General features: G+C 67.1%; 17 protein-coding genes and 1 pseudogene. 13 read left to right on the top strand and 5 right to left on the bottom strand.

Going from position 1 to position 19,103, the window contains the following annotated elements:
* The first annotated feature begins 138 nt into the window (after positions 1-138).
* From GRF61_RS15405 to GRF61_RS15460, 12 genes and pseudogenes are all read left to right on the top strand, one after another.
* Positions 139-933 (top strand): hypothetical protein, encoded by a 795-nt coding sequence (locus GRF61_RS15405; RefSeq protein ID WP_169151520.1) that lies wholly within the window; start codon positions 139-141, stop codon positions 931-933.
* Positions 934-995: 62 nt separating this feature from the next.
* A complete protein-coding gene (locus GRF61_RS15410; RefSeq protein ID WP_169151521.1) occupies positions 996-1,550 on the top strand; it encodes a PRC-barrel domain-containing protein in 555 nt (184 codons plus the stop codon).
* A 110-nt stretch (positions 1,551-1,660) separates the two neighbouring features.
* Positions 1,661-2,542 carry a Ku protein gene (locus tag GRF61_RS15415; RefSeq protein WP_169151543.1) on the top strand — a complete coding sequence of 294 codons (882 nt, stop codon included), beginning with the start codon at positions 1,661-1,663 and terminating at the stop codon, positions 2,540-2,542.
* Positions 2,543-2,772: 230 nt separating this feature from the next.
* Positions 2,773-6,015, top strand: a complete 3,243-nt coding sequence (gene ligD, locus GRF61_RS24835; RefSeq protein WP_169151522.1) for a non-homologous end-joining DNA ligase — start codon at positions 2,773-2,775, stop codon at positions 6,013-6,015.
* Between the two features lie 275 nt (positions 6,016-6,290).
* Positions 6,291-6,917, top strand: coding sequence for a helix-turn-helix transcriptional regulator (locus GRF61_RS15425; protein WP_169151523.1), 627 nt, complete (start codon positions 6,291-6,293; stop codon positions 6,915-6,917).
* A gap of 2 nt (positions 6,918-6,919) precedes the next feature.
* Positions 6,920-7,822, top strand: a complete 903-nt coding sequence (locus GRF61_RS15430; RefSeq protein ID WP_169151524.1) for a ubiquinol-cytochrome C chaperone family protein — start codon at positions 6,920-6,922, stop codon at positions 7,820-7,822.
* On the top strand, positions 7,819-7,980 hold the full coding sequence (locus tag GRF61_RS15435; RefSeq protein WP_169151525.1) for a hypothetical protein: 162 nt from the start codon (positions 7,819-7,821) through the stop codon (positions 7,978-7,980). The genes GRF61_RS15430 and GRF61_RS15435 overlap by 4 nt, the downstream gene beginning before the upstream one ends.
* Before the next feature lie 345 nt (positions 7,981-8,325).
* Complete coding sequence (locus tag GRF61_RS15440; protein ID WP_169151526.1) at positions 8,326-9,483, top strand: poly(3-hydroxybutyrate) depolymerase; 1,158 nt, start codon at positions 8,326-8,328, stop codon at positions 9,481-9,483.
* 113 nt (positions 9,484-9,596) lie between these two features.
* Positions 9,597-10,271 carry a hypothetical protein gene (locus GRF61_RS15445; protein WP_169151527.1) on the top strand — a complete coding sequence of 225 codons (675 nt, stop codon included), beginning with the start codon at positions 9,597-9,599 and terminating at the stop codon, positions 10,269-10,271.
* Between the two features lie 732 nt (positions 10,272-11,003).
* Positions 11,004-11,696, top strand: coding sequence for a hypothetical protein (locus tag GRF61_RS15450; protein WP_169151528.1), 693 nt, complete (start codon positions 11,004-11,006; stop codon positions 11,694-11,696).
* Between the two features lie 196 nt (positions 11,697-11,892).
* Positions 11,893-12,796 (top strand): annotated as a pseudogene (locus GRF61_RS15455) (ISAs1 family transposase); the annotation flags it as partial.
* Between the two features lie 384 nt (positions 12,797-13,180).
* Positions 13,181-13,579: a ribonuclease E inhibitor RraB gene (locus tag GRF61_RS15460; protein WP_169151529.1), complete on the top strand. Its 399-nt coding sequence runs from the start codon at positions 13,181-13,183 to the stop codon at positions 13,577-13,579.
* A gap of 43 nt (positions 13,580-13,622) precedes the next feature.
* Here GRF61_RS15460 and GRF61_RS15465 read toward each other — a convergent pair whose 3' ends face one another.
* Entirely contained in the window at positions 13,623-14,033 is a 411-nt protein-coding gene (locus GRF61_RS15465; RefSeq protein ID WP_169151530.1) for a hypothetical protein, read from the bottom strand.
* Between GRF61_RS15465 and GRF61_RS15470 the strand changes: the two genes are divergently transcribed.
* Positions 14,011-14,442 (top strand): VOC family protein, encoded by a 432-nt coding sequence (locus tag GRF61_RS15470; protein ID WP_169151531.1) that lies wholly within the window; start codon positions 14,011-14,013, stop codon positions 14,440-14,442. The two genes, GRF61_RS15465 and GRF61_RS15470, sit on opposite strands and share 23 nt — an antisense overlap.
* 303 nt (positions 14,443-14,745) lie before the next feature.
* Here GRF61_RS15470 and GRF61_RS15475 read toward each other — a convergent pair whose 3' ends face one another.
* Genes GRF61_RS15475 through GRF61_RS15490 form a run of 4 tightly spaced genes read right to left on the bottom strand, consistent with a single transcriptional unit; the run spans position 14,746 to position 19,101 of the window.
* Positions 14,746-15,663 (bottom strand): N-formylglutamate amidohydrolase, encoded by a 918-nt coding sequence (locus GRF61_RS15475; RefSeq protein WP_211166000.1) that lies wholly within the window; start codon positions 15,661-15,663, stop codon positions 14,746-14,748.
* Positions 15,624-16,901 carry a glutamate-cysteine ligase family protein gene (locus GRF61_RS15480; protein ID WP_169151532.1) on the bottom strand — a complete coding sequence of 426 codons (1,278 nt, stop codon included), beginning with the start codon at positions 16,899-16,901 and terminating at the stop codon, positions 15,624-15,626. Before GRF61_RS15480 ends, GRF61_RS15475 begins: the two co-directional genes overlap by 40 nt.
* Positions 16,898-18,367 (bottom strand): RimK family protein, encoded by a 1,470-nt coding sequence (locus GRF61_RS15485; protein WP_169151533.1) that lies wholly within the window; start codon positions 18,365-18,367, stop codon positions 16,898-16,900. Before GRF61_RS15485 ends, GRF61_RS15480 begins: the two co-directional genes overlap by 4 nt.
* Positions 18,364-19,101 (bottom strand): hypothetical protein, encoded by a 738-nt coding sequence (locus tag GRF61_RS15490; RefSeq protein WP_169151534.1) that lies wholly within the window; start codon positions 19,099-19,101, stop codon positions 18,364-18,366. The genes GRF61_RS15485 and GRF61_RS15490 overlap by 4 nt, the downstream gene beginning before the upstream one ends.
* Between the last annotated feature and the right edge of the window lie 2 nt (positions 19,102-19,103).

Here is a 19,103-nt window from a genome sequence, read left to right on the forward strand (position 1 = left end):
GGAAGAGGGCGCCCGGGCGGGCCGGTTCTTGCCATGTGTCCGTCGGCGGGGGCGCGGGTGTGGAATGGTGCTTGCTCAGTCCGCACAAGCGGTTTGCTGCCGCGAGTATCCCTCCGTCAAGCCTTGTGAGGTCTAGCCATGGAAACCCGGACCATAGAAGCTACGACAGTCGAAAGCTCCCCGCTGATCAACGGCATCCACTGGAGCGCCATCTTCGCCGGCCTGGCGGTAGGGCTGGGCGTGCATCTGCTGCTGATGCTGGTCGGCATTGCCGCCGGCTTCGCCGTCTACGGCGCCGGCGCGCGGCCGGACGGAGGGAGCGTGTCCGTCGCTGCGGCGGTATGGAATACGGTGAGCATGCTGGTTTCCGCCTTCGTCGGCGGTTATGTGGCGGCGCGCAGTTCCGGTTTGCGCCGCAGTTCGGACGGCATGCTGCACGGCGTGGTGTCCTGGGGGGCGACCATGCTGTTCTTCGCCGTCATCACCGGTTCGCTCACCGGCAACGCGGTCACCGGCATGTTCGGCCTGGCCGCTTCCACGCCTACCGCGGCGGTGGCGCAGGCGGATGAATCCACCATGGGCGAGCTGTTCGCCAGCCTGGAGCGGGGCGACCGCGCCAGCGCGGTGAGCTTGCTGCGCGACCGCCTTGGTCTGAGCGAGGAACAGGCCGGGCGGGCGGCGGACCAGGCGCTGGCGATGATGGGCCGCGCCAGCGCCGGCACGCAGCCGGGCACGGTCAACGACGCCGCCCAGGCCGCTTCCATTGCCAGCACCTGGCTCAGCGTCGCCATTCTGCTGTCGCTGATGGCCGGCGCCGCCGGCGGCACCGTGGGCGCCCGCAGCGCCCGCATGCGCGCGATGCCGGGCCGCTATGGCGAACGCCGGGTGGTGCGCACCCGCAGCACCGCCCACCGCCTGCCCACCGCGACCTGAGCCCGGCCGCCGGATGAATCCGGCGACGCTCGCGCACGATCCGATAGAAGGAGACCTGGCACATGACTGCAAGCACGCCCTTCCGCAATGGTCTGGCCGGCCTCGGTCCGGCCCAGGCCGGCGAGGAGCCGGCCACTTCCGTAGGCAGCGAGACCGGCCGCGCCGGCGAGGTGGACCCCTTCGTGGGTTCGGCCGAGGTGCCGCCGGATGCCGCCGCCAGCGGCGAGATCCAGGACCCGGCGCGCGCCAGGCCGCCCTCCGGCCGCGGCGATGGCGACGTCATCGCGGTGGACCGGCTGCAGGGCCAGGAAGTGAGCGGGGCGGCCGGTGTGCTGCTCGGCCGCGTCCGCCATGTGCTGGCGGATCTCACCGGCGGCCGCATCGCCTTCCTGGTGCTGGAACTCGATGGCCGCGGCGGCGACTGGCTGTGCGCGGTGCCCTGGCCTGCCTTCCGGCGCAAGGAGGACAGGCTGTCGCTGCCCCACGGCGCCGAGGAGTTGCGGCAGGCGCCGGGCTTCGCCGCGGACAGCTGGCCGTCCTTCGCCGATCCGGACTGGCTGGAGCAGCTCTACTTCTTCTTCGACTGCATGCCGTACTGGGTTGCCGACCGCCGCTGATTTCTCCTGCGGCGATGGCCGGAGCGGCCCGGGAACGTCGCTTGCAGGCTGCTGGCGGAGAAGCTGTGGCAGCGGGCGGTTCCGCCGCCGGGCGATGCGGGAGAGCCAGCATGGCGAGGGTGATCTGGAAGGGCGCGGTGAGCTTCGGACTGGTGCACATCCCGGTCTCCCTGCTGCCGGCCACCAATCGCGGCGGGGTGGATTTCGACTGGCTGGACCGCCGCAGCATGGACCCGGTGGGCTACAAGCGCATCAACAAGACCACCGGCAAGGAAATCAGCAGCGAGAACATCGTGCGCGGCGTGCAGTACGAGAAGCACCGCTACGTGGTGCTGGAAGATGAAGAGATCCGCGCCGCCTACCCGGAAGCCACGCAGACGGTGGACATCGTCTCCTTCGTGGACAGCCGCGACATCCCGCCGATGTTCATCGACACACCCTACTACCTCGCGCCCGAGCGCCGCGGCGAGAAGGTTTATGCGCTGTTGCGCGAGGCGCTGCGCAAGACCGGCCGGGCCGGCCTCGCCCGGGTGGTGCTGCATAGCCGCCAGCGGCTGGCGGTGCTGCTGCCGGTGGGGCCGGCGCTGGTGCTCAACACCTTGCGCTGGGCAGCCGAAGTGCGCGGCATCGACGAAATCGGTCTCAAGGCCGAGACCCTGGAGGCCAGCGTGGCGAAGAAGGAGCTGGACATGGCCACCCAACTGATCGAAGGCATGAGCGAGGACTGGGCGCCTGCGCAGTACAGCGACAGCTTCGAGGCCCGGATCATGGAGCTGGTCGAGCGCAAGGCCCGCGCCGGCAAGCTGGAGACGGTGGAGAGCGGCCGGGTGGAAAGCAAAGAGGGCGGCGGCGGTGCCGACGTCATCGATCTTGCCGAACTGCTCAAACGCAGCCTGGCCGGCAAAGGCAAGCCGGCCTCGGCGAAGAGCCCGGCGCGGGCTACGGAAGGCGAAACCCGCAGCCGCCGCAGCACCCGCAGAAAAGCCGGCTGAACAGACCGGCAGCGCCCCGACAGGGAGACGCCTCCAACCCCGATAACGAGAGCAGGCAGAGGCCAGAACGACAGAGAGCCCCGGCAGAGAGACCGGATCCAGGCCCGCTTCCGGACGGAGGCGGACAGGCAGGTGGAGCGCGGCGGCCAGGATGGCTGCCTCGCCCCGCGGATGGACGACACGGCGCCGCTGGCGCACGCCCGGAGAACCCGGGCTGGAGGGAGAAGGGCATGGAGGAACTGGGAAGAGGGGAGAGCTTGGGGCGCAAGGCCGACGCCGAGGGCGAGCCTGACGCCGCCACCGGTGCTGCCACCCTTGCCGAGTACGAACGCAAGCGGGATTTCACCGCCACCGCGGAGCCGCGCGCCGCGCAGCGCCGCCGGGAGCGCAAGCGCGCCGCCGCCGGCCTGCGCTTCGTCGTGCAAAAGCACGACGCCAGCCATCTGCATTACGACTTCCGCCTCGAGATGGACGGCACGCTCAAGAGCTGGGCGGTACCCAAGGGCCCCAGCCTGGACCCCGGCGTCAAGCGCCTGGCGGTGCAGGTGGAGGACCACCCGCTGGAGTATGCCGGCTTCGAGGGCCACATCCCCGAAGGCCACTACGGCGGCGGCGACGTCATCGTCTGGGACCAGGGCGCCTGGCAGCCGGCCGAGGCCGATCCCGCCGCCGCCTATCGTGCCGGCAAGCTCAAGTTCCACCTGCTGGGCGAGAAGCTCTCCGGCGGCTGGACGCTGGTGCGCACCCGCTACGGCGACGCCGCCAAGGACAAGGCGCAGTGGCTGCTGATCAAGGAAGCGGACGAGGCCGCCCGCGCCGAGGGCGAGTACGACATCCTGGCGGAGCGCCCGGAGAGCGTGCTGAGCAAGGCGCTGCTGCCACGCGAGCAGGGCGGCGGCAAGACGGCGGCCTTATCCGCCCGGGAGGCGAAGGGAGGGGGGAAGGTGGCGGCGGAGACCGCGGGCGCCGGCCCGGCGGCCGGGGCCATTTCGTCCATCCAGGGCGGGGGAGCCGCCGGCAACACCGCCGGCAACACCGCCGGCAACACCGCCGGCAACACCGCCGGCAACACCGCCGGCAAGCCTGCTGGCCGCAGCGGCAGTGTCGCCGCCGGGGCGGACAAGCCGCTGCGCCGCGGGCGCAAGGCCGGCCTGCCCGCCTGGATCGCGCCGCAGCTTGCGGTGGCGGTTGACCAGCCGCCGCCGGGCCAGTGGCGCTACGAACTCAAGTTCGATGGCTACCGCCTGCTCGCCCGGCTGGAGAACGGCAAGGCGCGGCTGCTGACCCGCAATGGCCACGACTGGACCGCCAGGCTGCGCCCGTTGCAGCGGGCGGTGGAGGCCCTGGGGCTGGGCAATGCCTGGCTGGACGGCGAAATCGTGGTGCCCGACGCGCGCGGCGTGCCGGATTTCCAGGCCCTGCAGAACGCGCTGGACGAAGGCCGCAACAGCGACATCCGCTACTACCTCTTCGATCTGCTGCACCTGGAGGGCGAAGACCTGCGCAGCCTGCCGCTGGACAACCGCCGCGCCCGCCTGCGACATCTGCTGGGGCCGGAGGGGCATGAGCACATCCACTACTCGGAAGACTTTGCCGTGCCGGTGGAGGACATCCTCGCCGGCGCCTGCGAGCTGCACATGGAAGGCGTGATCGGCAAGCGCGTCGGCAGCCACTACCGCTCCACCCGCAGCACCGACTGGATCAAGCTCAAATGCAAGCTGCGCCAGGAGTTCGTCATCGTCGGTTACACCGCGCCGCAGGGCAGCCGCCAGGGTTTTGGCGCGCTGCTGCTGGGCGTGCATGACGAGCGTGGCGTGCTGCGCTATGCCGGCCGCGTCGGCACTGGCTTCACCAGCGAGAGCCTGAAGGCGCTGCACGCCCGGCTGCAGCCGCTGCGCCGCGACGCGGCGGCGGTGGAAGGCGCGCCGGACAGCGGTGTGCGCAGCCGGGGCGTCACCTGGCTGGCGCCGGCGCTGCTGTGCGAAGTGGAGTTCGCCGCGTGGACGCGCGAAGGCGTGGTCCGCCAGGGCGTGTTCCACGGCCTGCGCGACGACAAGCCGGCCACCGCCATCCAGCGCGAGCCACGGTTGGCCGCCGCCGCGCTGGCGGTCGAAGCGGGAGACGGGAAAATGGAACGGAAAGCAGCCAAGGGCAGGGCGGGCCGCAGCTCCACCGCCAAGGGCGCAGGAGAGGGCGCCGGCCAGGGCACCGGCCAGGGCACCGGCCAGGGCACCGGCCAGGGCACCGGCCAGGGCACCGGCCAGGGCGCCGGCAAGCGGGCGGTGAAATCCTCGCCGCTGGTGTCGCCGGGCGACGCGCCCGACGACCCTCCGCCGGCGGGCAGCCACGGCGACAGGCCGGCCTCGCGCGGCACGGCGGCCCGCAGCGCGAGCGCCGCGACGGCGGGCAGGGCGTCCAAGGCCACCGAAGCGGAAGCCGGCGCTGCGGCGACCCCGCCAAGGAAGGACGGAAAGGAGGCAGGGAATCCGGCCGGCATCGCTTCCACCGAAGCGGCGGCCCGGACGTCGCGACGCAAGTCCGCCCCGCCTGGCCCGGAGCGCGTCGCCGACATCGGCATCAGCCATGCCTCCCGCGTCATCGACCAAGCCAGCGGCTACACCAAGGGCGAGCTGGCCGCCTTCTACTGCCGCATTGCCGATCATTTGCTGCCCCATCTCAAGGGCCGGCCGCTGTCGTTGCTGCGCGCGCCCACCGGCGTTGCCGGCGAGCAGTTCTTCCAGCGCCACGCCGAGAAGATGAGCATGCCCGGCATGCGCCTGCTGCCGGCCGGGCTGGACCCAGGCCACGACCGCCTGATGCAGGCCGACGACCTGGAGGCGGTGGTGGGCGCGGTACAGATGGGCACGATCGAGTTCCATACCTGGAACGCCGCGTCCGCCCGCATAGAACGGCCGGACCGCATGGTCTTCGACCTCGACCCCGACCCCGCGCTGCCGTGGGCGCGCATGGTCGAAGCCACACGGCTGGTGCTCACCCTGCTGGACGAACTCGGCCTGGAGGCCTTCCTCAAGACCAGTGGCGGCAAGGGCATGCATGTGGTGGTGCCGCTGGCGCGCCGGCACGGCTGGGACGAGGTCAAGGCCTTCGCCCGCGCGGTGTCGCTGCACCTCGCCCGCACCTTGCCGCAGCGCTTCGCCGACCGCATGGGGCCGAAAAACCGCGTCGGCAAGATCTTCGTCGACCACCTGCGCAACCAGCGTGGCGCCAGCACCGTCAGCGCCTACTCGGTGCGCGCCCGGCCCGGCCTGGGCGTGTCTGTGCCCATCGCCCGGGAGGAACTGGAGCGCATAGACGGCGCCGCCGCATGGACGGTACACAGCGTCGAAGCCCGTCTCGCCAGGCTCAAGCGAGACCCCTGGGAGAGCTACGCCTGCCGCCAGATGCTCACCCGCGCCATGGCCCGCCGGCTGGGGCTGAAGCCGGCGGCAAGCGGGGAGGGCGAGGACGCCTGAGCGGTCTTCGCCCCGCCTGGCTGCCGCACCAGCCACCACACTGGCCGCCGCACTAGCCGCCGCACTGTTCAATCTCTGGCTGGATAAGCCCTTGGATATACGCCTGAAACGCCGCTGGATGGCGTTTGCGGGTGTTGCCGCGGCGCGCGCGGGTATCACATCGATCCGCCTCCTGCCAGAGCGCGATGTCCGCCTGCGCGGACAAGCTCGCTGGCCGTAAACCCGCATGCTGCCTAGACTTCCGCTCCATCGCTGAGCAACACAGAAGGGAGTCCATGCAGAACAGCAATGCCGGCGCCCCGGTCTTCCGGGCCGTGTCACAAGCCTTCGTCGATGCCCTGCGCCGTGCGCTACGCGTTTCGGCCGAGAACGAAGAAGGCGAACGGGTGCCGCTCACCCAGGGCGAACTGGCCAACCGGGCCGACGTCAGCCGCTCCACGCTGGCCAAGTACCTGGCCTCCGACCAGAACGCCGACAGCGCAGCCAATCCCAACCTGGACATCATCTGCCGCCTGGCCGCCACCCTGGGCGTGCCGCCGGCCTTCCTGCTGATGCGCCAGCAGGACTGGGCGGCGCTGGCGGTGGCGGCGATCACCTTCGTGCAGGCCTCCAGCCAGCCGCGCTTCATCGATCTGGCGCAGGAGCTGCTGGGCGCCGCCAGCCTCAGCCCGGTGGCCGGCGCCGAAGCGGGGGAGCGCATGGGCCGCCTGTTCGGCCTGCTCAGCGCCGACCCTGGCCGCCTTACCCGCGAACTCGCCGCCTTTGAAAGCGAAGTGCAGTCCGGCATCGCCGCCACCTGCGCGCTGCCGCCCTTCGGAGAAATGAACAAGGTTCACATCCCCGCCTTGCTGGCGCTCTGCGCCGTCATCGGTACCACCAGCCATCACCATCCGGAGAACTGATCTTGGATAACACCCCGAAGGACGCCTTTCTCGCCAAACCCGACAACCTTACCGCGCTGCTGAACGTGGCCGAAGTGGCCGATCTCGACATCCTGGTCGACTACCTCACCGACAAGGGCGCCGGCCGCATCTCGCTGGATGACGACACCTGCGCCCGCTTCCTGCGCGCCAAGGAACAGGGCGAGTACAACGGGCTGGACCGCGGCCTCATCGGCTACGAAATCTGCCGTTTCGGCGGCAACACCCTGAGCAACTTCTACCGCGACGCCCGCAACGCCATCAGCTTCGGCTCGGTGCTGGACCGCCTGCTGCCGGATGCCCGCGGCACCGTGGCCTATGACGAAATCGTCAAGGATGTGGCGACCCACCTCAAGGTGCCGCACAACAAGGACAGCGATCTGCTGGTGCTGGAAGACGGCATCCTGCGCAAGATCCTGCGCGACTCCTTCGAGAAGATGTCGGACGAGGAACGCCGCGCGCTGCTGGAAGAACTGAACGTGGCCGACCTCTCCCTGCTCAAGCCGGCCACCACCGCCGCGCTGCTGGCGGCGGGCAAGTACGCCGGCTTCGCCACCTACAAGCTGGCCGCCATCGTTGCCAACGCGGTGGCCAAGGCACTGCTCGGGCGCGGCCTCTCCTTCGGCGCCACCGGCATGCTGATGCGCTCCATCAAGATCATGCTCGGCCCCATCGGCTGGGCGCTCACCGGCCTGTGGGCGGCGGCGGACATGGCCAGCCCGGCCTACCGCGTCACCGTGCCCTGCGTGATCCAGCTCGCCTACATGCGGCAGAAGGCGCTGGCCCAGGCCTACACCGCCACCTGCGGCGGCTGCGGTGCCGCCAACGACCGCTCGGCGCGCTTCTGCGGCGATTGCGGTCAGGCGCTGGGGCAGGGCGGAGCATGATTCCCTCGCCCATGCAGTACCTCGCTACGAATCTGGTCGCCTTCGTCGCCGGCATGGTCTTCGTGGTCGGCCTCAATGCCTACGGCAAGCGCATGAAGGCCAGCGGCGAGCGGGCGGCGCGCACCGGCTGCCCGTCGGGTACGCCGGCTGCTGGCTGAGACTCCAGCCGGGATCCCGGTCGAGCCGGAACCCGGCAGGGGCAGCCCGAAGGCGCACGCGCCGGTGCGTGTTCCCCTGGCGGCAGCCTCCGGCGCGTGGTTTGCTACGCCTTTCGCGCATCGAAGGCGTCCGTCGCCAGGGAGAAGAGAGAGATGGACAAGCAGATTCACCAACCCGCAGCGATGGCCCGCAGGCTGTCTGCGCGTCCTCTCTCCTCGTTGTGGAGGGCCGCAGCGGCCCTGCGAGCCGCAGCCAAGGCCGCTGCTGCCATGCAGCCGGGTACTGAGGCCGGAGCCGGCCGGACAGGTTGGCGGCAGCCAAGCCGGCGGCTGGGCGTGCAAGCGATGAAACGCAGCGCAGCCCTGGCATGGGCCGCCGCGTTCATCGTGCTGCTGCCCTGGACCGGCGTTGCCAGGGCCGATGCGCCGGACGTGTTGCCGGCGCTCAACATTGATGTGGCGGACACATCGCTGTCCGGTTTGTCCTCCGGCGGCTTTCTCGCGGTGCAGTTCCAGGTTGCCCATGCCGACATGGTGAAGGGCGTCGGCATCATCGCCGGCGGCCCGTATTACTGCGCCAAGGGCGAATTGAGACGGGCGCTGAAGGAATGCATGTGCGCTGATCCCGACCCGGCAAAGTGCGCCGCCGAATCGCACGATGCGGATGTGCCGGGCGCGGTGCAGCAACTGCAGAAGATGGCCGCCTCGCGGCTGGTGGCAAACCCGGCCGCCATCGCCAGCCACCGGGTGGTGATCCTCTCCGGCGCGGCCGACAGCGTGGTGCCCGCTGCCATTGCTGACCGCCAACTCGCCGACTTCTACCGCGCCCTGGGCGTGCCGCCGGAGAACCTGCAACGGCCAGCCTTGCCGCCGGCCACCGCCCACCAGCTTCCCACCCTGGCCGCGGGCAGCGACTGCGGCAAGCAGGCACCGCCCTACATCGGCCGCTGCGGCTTCGACAGCGCCGGGGCCATCCTGCAAGGCATCTACGGCGAGCTGCGCCCACCGGCTGCGGAGAAGCAAAGCAACTGGATCGCCTTCGACCAGCGCCCCTACGACCCCCGCCGCCAACGCAGCGTGCTCGGCATCACCGGCGTGCACTTTTTCCCGTCCGGCCTGGACGACAGCGGCTGGCTCTACCTTCCCGACGCCTGCCGCGCCGGCGAACGCTGCCGTGTGCACATCGCCCTGCACGGCTGCCGCCAGGGCCAGAACTACGAACTCAGGAATGAGGATGGCGGCACCCACGGCCGCTTCGGCATGCTCTACGCCAGATCCACCGGCCTTGCCGGCTGGGCGGAAACCAACCGCATCGTGCTGCTCTTCCCCCAGGCCAAAGCCCTGTCGCCCCTGCCGTACTTCTACGCCGCCAACCCCATGGGCTGCTGGGACTGGTGGGGCTACAGCGGCGCCGGCTACGCCACCCGCAACGGCGTGCAGATCCAGGCGCTGAAGGCGATGGTGGAGGGGCTGAGCGGCGGAAAACCGGCCCAGGGCCGATAGGCGGGCTCCAGCAGTCAGACGCAGTCACGCAGGGTGAAGGGAGATTCATTTTGACTGCCGCATAAGCCATATGCGCTAATCGCCGCCTTCATATTTTGCCTTGGAAGCTTGCCGTGATCAGCAGGGAAAAAGATGGGTTGAGAGGTCACGGCTGGGTATCGCCCCGGCGCCTGCTGATTGCCTTTGCGCTTTTGCTGGTTTCCTCAGTCTCCCATGCCACCAAACCGCTCTTTGATACCGTCGAGTACAAGGGCGAGAGGATGGCAGTATGGCTTAAGGGAAAGCCATGGCTTGAGCTGCCATGGACCCCGAAGTTGCAGGAAATCCGTTTGCGGGAAGCGGGATGTTCCGCTCTGGGTGGCCCGAGGGGCAGGTGGCGGCTGGAGAATCAGCAGCTTTGGTTGATCGGTCTGTTCACATGCAGAGGGGAGGTGCCGCTGGAAGCCGTCTATGACGATGGACAGCCGATAAAGGGAAGTTGGGTAACAGGCGAATTGGTCGGTGAGCGGGGAAAGCTGCTGTGCCACCAGCAATATGGGCCGGGAATCAGCGAGTTCACAACCGTGCTCCACCTTGAGGAAGGCCGACTGCAGCAGGTGGTGGAAAGCAGTAATGCGGACAACCCCGCTGTTCCCACCTTCGCGGATCTCAGAAAAATCTACGACGACTATGCGAAGGAAACGGGCTTTTATGTTTCAGATGAAGAGTTGAAGAAGCTGTTTCCAGGTCCGTCATTTTGTTGGTCTCCCGAGCAACTGAAGCATATTCGCGGTCAAGCCACGCCCTAGCAGGGCGATGAGAAACTCGTGATTTCCTCGGATTTGCCCTTCCGCTCGTTTTTCCGCCGTAAGGAAGTGCGTTGTGCCCGTACTGCGAGGCGTTTCTGCTCCGTTTCCCCTGACGTTGGGGGCATTGGGGGCACGACAGGCAGATTTGTCTTTACGCGGCCTTCGGCCACATTAGGTTGAGCCGCGGGGTCAGGTTGTAAGCGGCGAAGGTAAACACCGGTTGCCCCGGCAGTTTCGCCAATCCCTCATGGTGGGTCTTGCACAAGCCACCGACGGTCTTGAGTCAGCCGACGTGTCTGCGATCATCTTTCCTCGACACGGGCGCATTGCGTAGCCCTTACCGCGCGCCGTGCGGCAATCGATCGCGTTGCCTGCGCGCCACATCGTGATGAACCTCCTTCGGCTGAACACTTCGCGCAAAGGCAGCATCAAGACCAAGCGCATGCTGGCCGCCACGTCCGACACCTTCCGTGCTGAACTGATCGGTGTTATGACGTGAAGGTGTGATTGCCCTGCAGTGACAAGGCCCCCGTCGATCATCATTACCGTAAGTCCCGCTATTCAATGAGGGGTATTGGGGAATTGGTTTATCATTTTGACGATGGCTTGCGGTTTTTGTTAATTTTATGCTTTATGAATATTTTTAGGAGAGGCGTGTTGTTTATGCGTGAAACGAAGTGCGTCGCCCGGGTTTTCTCAGTGGCTGTTTGTGTCGGACTGCTTGGCGGCTGCATGAGCGTCAGTACGGTAAAGGAGGTGATGAGTGATCAGCCCGCCTATCTGTCCAAGCATTTCACCATCGCGACGCTGTCACCCAATCTGCTGAAAAAGCTCCCGGCCGACAGCATCCAGCCAGCTCAAAAGCCGCTCGTACTGCTGGCAGAGGTCGATTACGAGGGCGTTGATGGTAAAAAGGAAACCTGGCAGAACAAAGTGACATTTACGGATCTTGGTCAAGGGATCTTTCAGTATGTCGCGGAGGCGTCTAGTAACGACATTCCATTCAAGGTCAATTACGGTCTGAATTACAGGGGGCTCATTGATTTGCGATGGCAGAATGTGCCACTCGTCAGGGGAATGACTGATCCGCTGGTTGAGGTAAAGGACATCAAGCGTTTCGATGCATTGCCGTCAGCCGAGAACCAGGAATTCACAGTCGAATTTTTATCCGGAAACGAGATTCGGCTTGCCAATTTCATCGAGGCTAGGAGGTCGTGCAAAGCGACGCGCCTGCTGGCAGCGGCGGACATTCATAAGAAGCTCGAGGGAAAAGCGCTCGAAATGGAGTGTCAGATGTTTGTGGAGAACTTGCTGGATTCTCGTGGAAAGTGGGTTTTCCTCCAGAATTACGGGATCGCTATCCAGACTGAGGAGGTTGCCACCAGGCGTAAAGCGGTCTTTCGTGTTGTCGACGTAGGCGGCTGAGTTTCAGTGAGCCGGTGATGCTCTATCATGCGGTGGGCTCAAACGCAACGGTGAGTTGAAAGTTGCTCTTGGGCAGGATGGGGGTAATTACTGGTCTTCTGCGGATAAGCGAATAGCATAAATCGGCAGGCTGAATGCGGCCACCTGACTCTGTCATGTTCTTGATCACACGTCAGGTGGTTATCCCGCCTACTGTCCATCGCACGACACCTTCGGCCGCGTATTCGCGGCGCAGGATCCGCACGAACTCGAGGCGGCATTCCGGCGCTGGGTCAGCTGATTCCTGCGCTCAAGGGCGACACCGTGGTGGCGATCGACGGCAAGACTAGGCGACGCAGCACAACCAAGGCCGAGGCGAAACCCTTGCATCTGCTCAGGGCATTCGCCGTCGATATCGGGCTGGTGCTCGGGCAGACGGCCAGCGCCGAGAAGTCCAACGAGATCACCGCCATTCCGGCGTTGCTAGCCACGCTTGAGCTCGAAAGCTGTATCGTCACCATCGACGCGATGGGCACCCAGACCTGCATTGCGCACATGATCCGAAGCGTGGCGCCGACTACGTGCTGTGCGTCAAGGACAATCATTCCAAATTGGTCGAATCCTTCCTGCTTGCGCAGGCCGGCGTGGGTGGCGAACTCGTCCCGACCTCCATCAGCGAAACCAGTGACGACGGCCATGGCCGCAGCGAAATTCGGCGCTGCTGGGCCTTCGATGCCGTCGAGCGGCTCTACAAAGCCGAGCAGTGGGCGGACCTGAAGAGTTTCGCGATCGTCGAGCGCGAGCGCATTGTCGCTGGAAAGCCTACCCGCGAGCGCCGCTACTACATTAGCTCCCTGCCGTCCGACTCAACGCGCATCGCTCACGCAGTACGCAGCCACTGGGAGGTGGAGAACCGTCTTCACTGGCGCCTCGACGTCCAGTTCAACGAAGACCGGAGCACCGTTCGCACCGGCTTCGCCGCCAACAATTTCGCCATCGTCCGCCACATCGTGATGAACCTCCTTCGGCTGAACACTCCGCGCAAAGGCAGCATCAAGACCAAGCGCATGCTGCCCGCCACGTCCGACACCTTCCGTGCTGAACTGCTCGGGGTTATGAGTGAAGGTGCGATTGCCATGGAAAGAGAAGGCGAGATGCGAAAGTGCCAAATCCATTTGACGGTCAGCTATTCACAAGGAACGAAATGAACGGCCGAGGCGTCGGGTTATTGATGATTGTGGTCGCCGCTCTGATCTTGTTTGCTGCGGCATTTGTTAGCTACGAAGCCTTGACAGAGGCCTATGGGGCTGGCCCGCCGTACTACTCACAAACCACCAACATGGACAAATGGAGAGACCCTCTGCCTGAAATACTGCTTGGGGATCTCATCGCCACCTCGGTATCCGGGATTCTCATTTGGGCGGGTATTCGGAAGTTGCGCCAGCCTAAGCTGTAGCGCATATGCATATCCTTGCGGCCATCCTCACAAAACCAATGTGAATTTCATGAAAACGACAAGGCTCTCGATACTCGCGATCGCTGCAGTTGCGGCGGTCTTCCTTTTTCGGCCCTCTGTTGCAGCGGCAGAAGCATCGCTCGATGGACTGGTGATTCAACAGCTTCAGCAGGCGGGGTCCGACCTCTCGCAACCCCACAGCATTGAGTTCTTCCTTTACTTCCCCAGCGAAAAAGCGGCCAAAGCTGCCGCGAGGGAACTTAAAGGCTTTGCGTCCAAGGAGGTCAGTCCGGCGGACGAGGGGCCGGAGTGGCTGTTGCTGCTGAGCAGGCAAATGAAGCCGATAGAAAAGGACCTCGTCAGCTTGCGTGCCACATTCGAGTCGCTGGCTGCACGCCACGGTGGAGAGTACGACGGCTGGGGGTCTCCAGTCGTACGGGCCAAATAAGTTATCTCTTCCAGAACGGGCGGTTGCTTGATCGCCTCGTCTGTCAGGGGAAAGCCGGCGTGAATGGCCTGTCATGCCTTATCGGCCTGGCAGCCAAGGCTTTGACCAGGAAGTGCTTCTGATTGGGCGTCGGGTTCGCCAAGGCCGCTGGCAGCACTGCATCCAGCCGTCTGGAGTGGCCCGGGGTGAGGTGGGTTTCATGGGCGGCGACGCTGGTCCAGTGTTCGAATAAAACAAGGGTGTGGGGCTCGCCGTTGATGCGGTAGAGCTTGAAGGTGTGCTTGGCAGGTGGTTTGCATACGTGTGGGGAGTCTGCCTTGATGCTGCAGTGTTCAAGCTGGACTTCCGGCTTGAGCACCGCGTGCCAGGGAGTGTCCTTTGCTGGATGGCAAGCTTGAATGCCGGATACCGAACCTGAAAGGAGCCGCGCCATGAAGCCAAGAATTACCGTCATCACCCTGGGCGTCGAGGATCTGGAACTATCCTTGCGCTTTTATCGCGACGGTCTGGGATTTCCGACCGAGGGCATCATCGGCGAGGAGTTCGAGTACGGCGCGGTGGTGTTCATCGACTTGCAGCCCGGCCTGCGGCTGGCCTTGTGGCCGCGCAAGAGCATCGCTCATGACAGCGGGCTTGTGACTGGCCCGGCCAGCCCGACAGGGATGACGCTGGGCCACAACGTGTCCTCGAAGGCGGAGGTCGATGCGGCCATGGCGCAGGCGGGCGCGGCGGGAGCACGCATCGTCAAGCCCGCGCAGGACACTTTCTACGGCGGTTATGCCGGCTACTTCCAGGACCCGGATGGGCATCTCTGGGAGGTGGTCTGGAATCCGCAATGGTCGGCTGAGGCTGACGGAGCCTGAAGCCGGGCCAGCTCTCCATTGGTTGATGGCGTTCGCAAGGTTTTCAGGAAACGCCCGGCTTGCACTTCCGGGCAGGCGCTGCACGCCCGAACGATAGTTAGCAAGGCGATGCAAAACTTTCGGCTGATGTGAATGTGACGATTTTTGAGGGTATTCCGACCCTTCCCTCGGTACCAAAAACGGCTTGCAGGCTGTTTTGAGTGGTCGAGTTTTTCGTCGTTCTCGTCAAAACCGCTTTTGCATCAAGTTGCTAGAACGGCTGCGGCCCGGAAGGGCGAGCCAGAATCGCTTTTTCCTGCTCGCTCAGCGGCCTTTGCTGCCCGCGCTGGCGCCTCCTTCCCCCGCGCCATCCTCCCGCGCCCGCCTGCCCATGCAGGTCCTTTCCCCCGCCGGCGCCGACTCCGCGCCCGGCAGCCCGGTGCGATGCACCTGCAGCGGCGGGTGATCGTGCAGCGCCGCCTGCAGCGCGGCCACCACGTCGGCGCGCAGCGCGGTCCAGGCGGGGCCGCCGGCGGTGGCGTGGCGCTGGTTGAGTTCCAGTTCCACGCCGATGTAGTGCGCGGCGGGGTAGCGGCGGCGCAGCCAGGTGCAGAAACCGTCGGAGCGGCCGGTGTAGGGATAGTTGCGGCGCAGGCGGAGTCTGGGCGCGCGGCTGTGCAGGGCGGCGAGCCAGCGCTGGCAGAGGGCGACTTCACCGGGGCGGCCGGGGTCGTAGAGGAAGCCGGCGTCGGCATTGCGCAGCCGGCCGTCCAGCATGGGAGTGAAGCTGTGGCTGGAGAGGTGCACCACGGTGGCGCCGCGGGCTATGGCGGTGGCGATGAGCTTCTCCACTTCGTCCCGGTAGGGCTGGTAATGCTCGGCATGGATGCGGGCGCGCAGTTCTTGCGGCAGCGGCCGGGTGATTTCCGAGTAGCGCCTGGGGTGGCCGGGCGAGCGGTTGAGGTCCACCAGCAGCCGGCTGGTGGTGGCGGCGACCAGCGGGGCGTCCAGCGCGGCGGCCATTTCCTGGGCGAGCACGAGGGCGCCGGGGTCGTGGCCGCGGTGGCTGTCCAGCAGCGGGGCGTAGCCGGCGAAGTGTTCCCGGTACTCGGGCGGGATGTGCTTGCCGCCGTGCTCGCAGCTGACGAGGACGAAGAGGCCGCTGCTGGGCGCGGCCGGTGCGGCGGTGGCGCCGTGGGCTCTCAGCGGCGGGCGCCGTACTGGCGGTTGTCTTGCAGGCATGCGCTCAACTCCCGGTAGACGTCGCGCAGGCGGCCGGGGGCGTCGTCCAGCGCGATGGCGAGGCGGCGGGCCAGCGGCCCGTGCTCCTGGATGAAGCGCAGCGGCGGGCGTGCCTCCGCCGGCAGCAATCCGCTGGATTCGAAGCGGGCCAGCAGGGCGGACCACAGCTCGCCGGCGCGGCACGGTCCGATGCCGCAGTCCAGCAGTTCGAGGTAGCGGGCGTTGTCTATCTCGGCGCGCTCGGCCTCGCGTATGCAGCGCTCGAAGAGGGCGACCAGTGCCGGGGTGTCCAGGCCGGCGTCGGCCTGGGCGCAGGCGCCGTCGTAGAGGTGGCGCACCAGGGCAACGGTGGCGGCGGCGATGGCGAGGTCGGCGCGCGGGCATTCCTGGGTATCCAGCACGCGGATCTCGATGGCGCTGCGTTCGAAGCGGGGTGCGGCGCCGCGCACGTTCAGCCATTCGTGGCGCAGCGCGCTGGCGTCGCCCTTGCAGGGCACGGCGCCGTACTCCGCCACCTCGCGGTACATCGGCGCGAGTACCTGTGCGCGGTACTCGGCTTCGGAGTAACTGGGGTCGGGGATGCACTCGCCCATGGAGGTGGGCACTTCGCGCTGGTGCTGGCGGTACACCGCCAGGCGGTAGTCCATGCAGCCGGTGGGGCGGCTGTCGGCCCAGGGCGAGCTGGCGGCCAGTGCGGGCAGGATGGGCAGGGCGAGGCGGATGGCGGCGTGCAGGCGGGCGAATTCCTCGTCGCCGGCGAAGGGCAGGTTGAGGTGCATGCTCTGCAGGTTGCCCCAGCCGTGGCGGCGGCAGTTGAAGATGCGGTCGTAGCAGCTGTAGAGGGCGGCGCGGTCCCAGGTCCACAGCCGGGTTTCGGTGGTGGGGTCCATCCACGGATGCATGCCGCCGGGCAGCAGCCGGGCGCCCATGCCGGCCAGCAGCTCGTTGGCGGCGCGCACCTCGGCGTGGAAGGCCTCCGCCAACCCTTCCAGGCGGGCGACCGGCGCCGGGTTCTTGATCTCGATGACGTGCAGCGCCAGTTCGTTGGACCAGGCCATGGCGCCGCGCGGCACGTCCGCGGCCGGGTGGCCGGCGGCGGCGCACAGCAGCTGGTCGGCGATGGGCTTCACGTCGAGGTGGGCCTGGTCGACGATCATGTATTCCAGCTCCACCCCGTAGCCGGCGAAGGCGGGGAGGGGCCGGGTGGCCGGTGCCGGCTGGAGATGCGTGTCGCTCATGCTTCGCCTCCGTCGCGGCGGCGTTCCAGCCGGCGCAGGAAGACCCCCATGACTTCGCGGTAGAGGGCGTCCTTCAGGATGCCGTCCTCGTTGCCCGCGTCCACGTTGGGGTTGTCGTTGATCTCGATGATGCAGTAGCGGTTGCCCGACTGCTTGATGTCCACGCCGTAGAAGCCGTCGCCGATGAGGTTGGCGGCGCGCAGGGCGATGTCCACCACTTCCTCCGGCGCTTCGCCCACCGCCAGTGCCTCGGTGGCGCCCTCGCGCGGGCCGCCGGCGGCCTTGTGGTCGATGATCTGCCAGTGGCCTTCGGCCATGTAGTACTTGCAGACGAAGATGACGCGGCGGTCGAGCACGCCCACCCGCCAGTCGAAGTCGGTGGGCAGCCATTCCTGCGCCACCACCAGGTCGGACTTCTCCAGCAGGGTGGTCACCTGCTCGCGCAGTTCCTGCTCGGTTTCCACCTTGTCCACGCCGGAGGAGAAGGAGCTGTCCGGCTGCTTGAGCACGCAGGGCAGGGCGAGCATGGGCACCACCTGGTCGATGTTGCCGCGGTGGATCAGCAGGGTGCGCGGCGCCGGCAGCTTGTGGTGGGCCAGCAGCTCGGCCAGGTAGACCTTGTTGTTGCACTTCAGGATGGAGTCGGGATCGTCGATCACCACCAGCCCTTCGCCTTCGGCGCGGCGGGCGAAGCGGTAGGTGTAGTGGTGCACGAAGGTGGTGTCGCGGATGAAGAGGGCGTCGAACTCGGGCAGGCGGCCGAAATCCGCCGGGGTGATGAACTCCGGCCGCATGCCCAGCGCGGCGGCGGCGCTGGCGAACTTGTCCAGTGCGGCCGGGTTGGAGGGTTGTTCGCCGCCGTCCGGGTTGTGCAGGATGGCGAGCGCGTAGTCGCGCGCCGGGCGGCCGTCGTCCAGCCGGCCACGGGTGGAGAAATGGCTGGCGGCGGCTTCGTAGAGGAAGTTGCGGTGGGTGTCGGAGAGCTCGTTGATGCCCACCAGCCGCACGCTGCGGGTGTGCCAGTGGCCGCCGGCGCGCTCGAAGCGCACCCGCAGCAGCGGCGCCTGCAGCAGCGCGAACAGTTGCTGGGCGAGCACGTTGTAGCGCTGGGCGAGGTTGCGGCCGAAGTACACGCTGAGCTCGAAGCGGTCCGCCTTCAGCGGCGCCAGCGTTTGCTCCACCAACTGCGACAGCCGCGCGGTGAGTACTTGCACCAGGTTCTGCGACTGCAGGTCCTCTATGGTGCCGGCGCGCGGCCAGGGCCGGTGGCCGCGCGCCTCGGCCAGCAGGGAGACGTAGTAGCCCAGGCTCTGGTAGCGGTAGGAGCGGCACAGGTTGAACACCCGCGCCGCGCGGTCTTCGCCGTAGGCGGGGTCGGTGAGGTAGCGCCGGGCGGGAACCACGGTGATGCCGGCCCCGCCCGCCGGCCAGTCTCCGGCGTCGTCCACAACGATCAAGGTGCTCATAGGCTGTCTCCGGTGGGGTCGTGCTGCCGGCGCGGTGCGATCACCAGCAGGTTGGCGTCGTGGGTGACGATGCCGAGCAGCACCGCGTTGAACACGCGGTCCATGCGTATCCAGTAGTCGCGGGTGCCGCCGTAGGGGTGGGGGCCGTAGGGGTCGGCCACCAGCAGCTTGCGCGCCGGCCTGTCGTAGCCGGCGATGACGACGAAGTGGCCGGCGGGCTTGCCACGCACGTCGTCCGGGATGTCGGTGGGGCCGTACTCCCGCGCGCTGCGGTAGAGGAAGGTGGAGCTGAGGCCGGTGATGATGGGCCAGCCGCGCCGCAGCAGGCCGCGCACCAGCGGCGGCGAGAGGTCGCTGAAGCGCAGCCTGCCGCCCAGGCGCAGGAATTCCAGGTAGCCCTCGGTGGCGTGCAGCAGGCGCGGATCGGTCTTGAACTCGCGCTGCATGCGCAGGCGTTCGGCGATGTCCATGCGCTGGCGGAACCAGGTGGGGTCGAACACGGTGACGTTGTAGGTGTAGATGGTGGCCGAGTAGCCCCGGGCCAGCGCGTCGCAGGCGAGGAAGACGGCGAAGGTGCCGCCATGCGTCAGCGTGCGGGTGCGGCCTATCACCTCTTCCAGTGGCGCTTCCTCGCCCCAATAGCGGTAGATGGACTGCAGGCAGGTGGGGCCGCAAGTGGTCTCCGTCGGCTGCGGCATCATGTTCAGCGGCAGATGCAGGGAACTGGGCAGCATGT

The sequence above is a fragment of the Azoarcus sp. TTM-91 genome, from assembly GCF_012911025.1.
Taxonomy (GTDB): Bacteria; Pseudomonadota; Gammaproteobacteria; order Burkholderiales; family Rhodocyclaceae; genus Azoarcus.

Bases quoted from the DNA above. Each gene is read 5' to 3' on its own strand.
- GRF61_RS15475 (WP_211166000.1), bottom strand. From the start codon at position 15,663: ATGCCTGCAAGACAACCGCCAGTACGGCGCCCGCCGCTGAGAGCCCAC.
- GRF61_RS15470 (WP_169151531.1), top strand. From the start codon at position 14,011: ATGAAGCCAAGAATTACCGTCATCACCCTGGGCGTCGAGGATCTGGAA.
- GRF61_RS15450 (WP_169151528.1), top strand. From the start codon at position 11,004: ATGAGCGTCAGTACGGTAAAGGAGGTGATGAGTGATCAGCCCGCCTAT.
- ligD (WP_169151522.1), top strand. From the start codon at position 2,773: ATGGAGGAACTGGGAAGAGGGGAGAGCTTGGGGCGCAAGGCCGACGCC.
- GRF61_RS15435 (WP_169151525.1), top strand. From the start codon at position 7,819: ATGATTCCCTCGCCCATGCAGTACCTCGCTACGAATCTGGTCGCCTTC.
- GRF61_RS15440 (WP_169151526.1), top strand. From the start codon at position 8,326: ATGAAACGCAGCGCAGCCCTGGCATGGGCCGCCGCGTTCATCGTGCTG.
- GRF61_RS15415 (WP_169151543.1), top strand. From the start codon at position 1,661: ATGGCGAGGGTGATCTGGAAGGGCGCGGTGAGCTTCGGACTGGTGCAC.
- GRF61_RS15490 (WP_169151534.1), bottom strand. From the start codon at position 19,101: ATGCTGCCCAGTTCCCTGCATCTGCCGCTGAACATGATGCCGCAGCCG.
- GRF61_RS15465 (WP_169151530.1), bottom strand. From the start codon at position 14,033: ATGACGGTAATTCTTGGCTTCATGGCGCGGCTCCTTTCAGGTTCGGTA.
- GRF61_RS15410 (WP_169151521.1), top strand. From the start codon at position 996: ATGACTGCAAGCACGCCCTTCCGCAATGGTCTGGCCGGCCTCGGTCCG.
- GRF61_RS15425 (WP_169151523.1), top strand. From the start codon at position 6,291: ATGCAGAACAGCAATGCCGGCGCCCCGGTCTTCCGGGCCGTGTCACAA.
- GRF61_RS15405 (WP_169151520.1), top strand. From the start codon at position 139: ATGGAAACCCGGACCATAGAAGCTACGACAGTCGAAAGCTCCCCGCTG.
- GRF61_RS15485 (WP_169151533.1), bottom strand. From the start codon at position 18,367: ATGAGCACCTTGATCGTTGTGGACGACGCCGGAGACTGGCCGGCGGGC.
- GRF61_RS15480 (WP_169151532.1), bottom strand. From the start codon at position 16,901: ATGAGCGACACGCATCTCCAGCCGGCACCGGCCACCCGGCCCCTCCCC.
- GRF61_RS15460 (WP_169151529.1), top strand. From the start codon at position 13,181: ATGAAAACGACAAGGCTCTCGATACTCGCGATCGCTGCAGTTGCGGCG.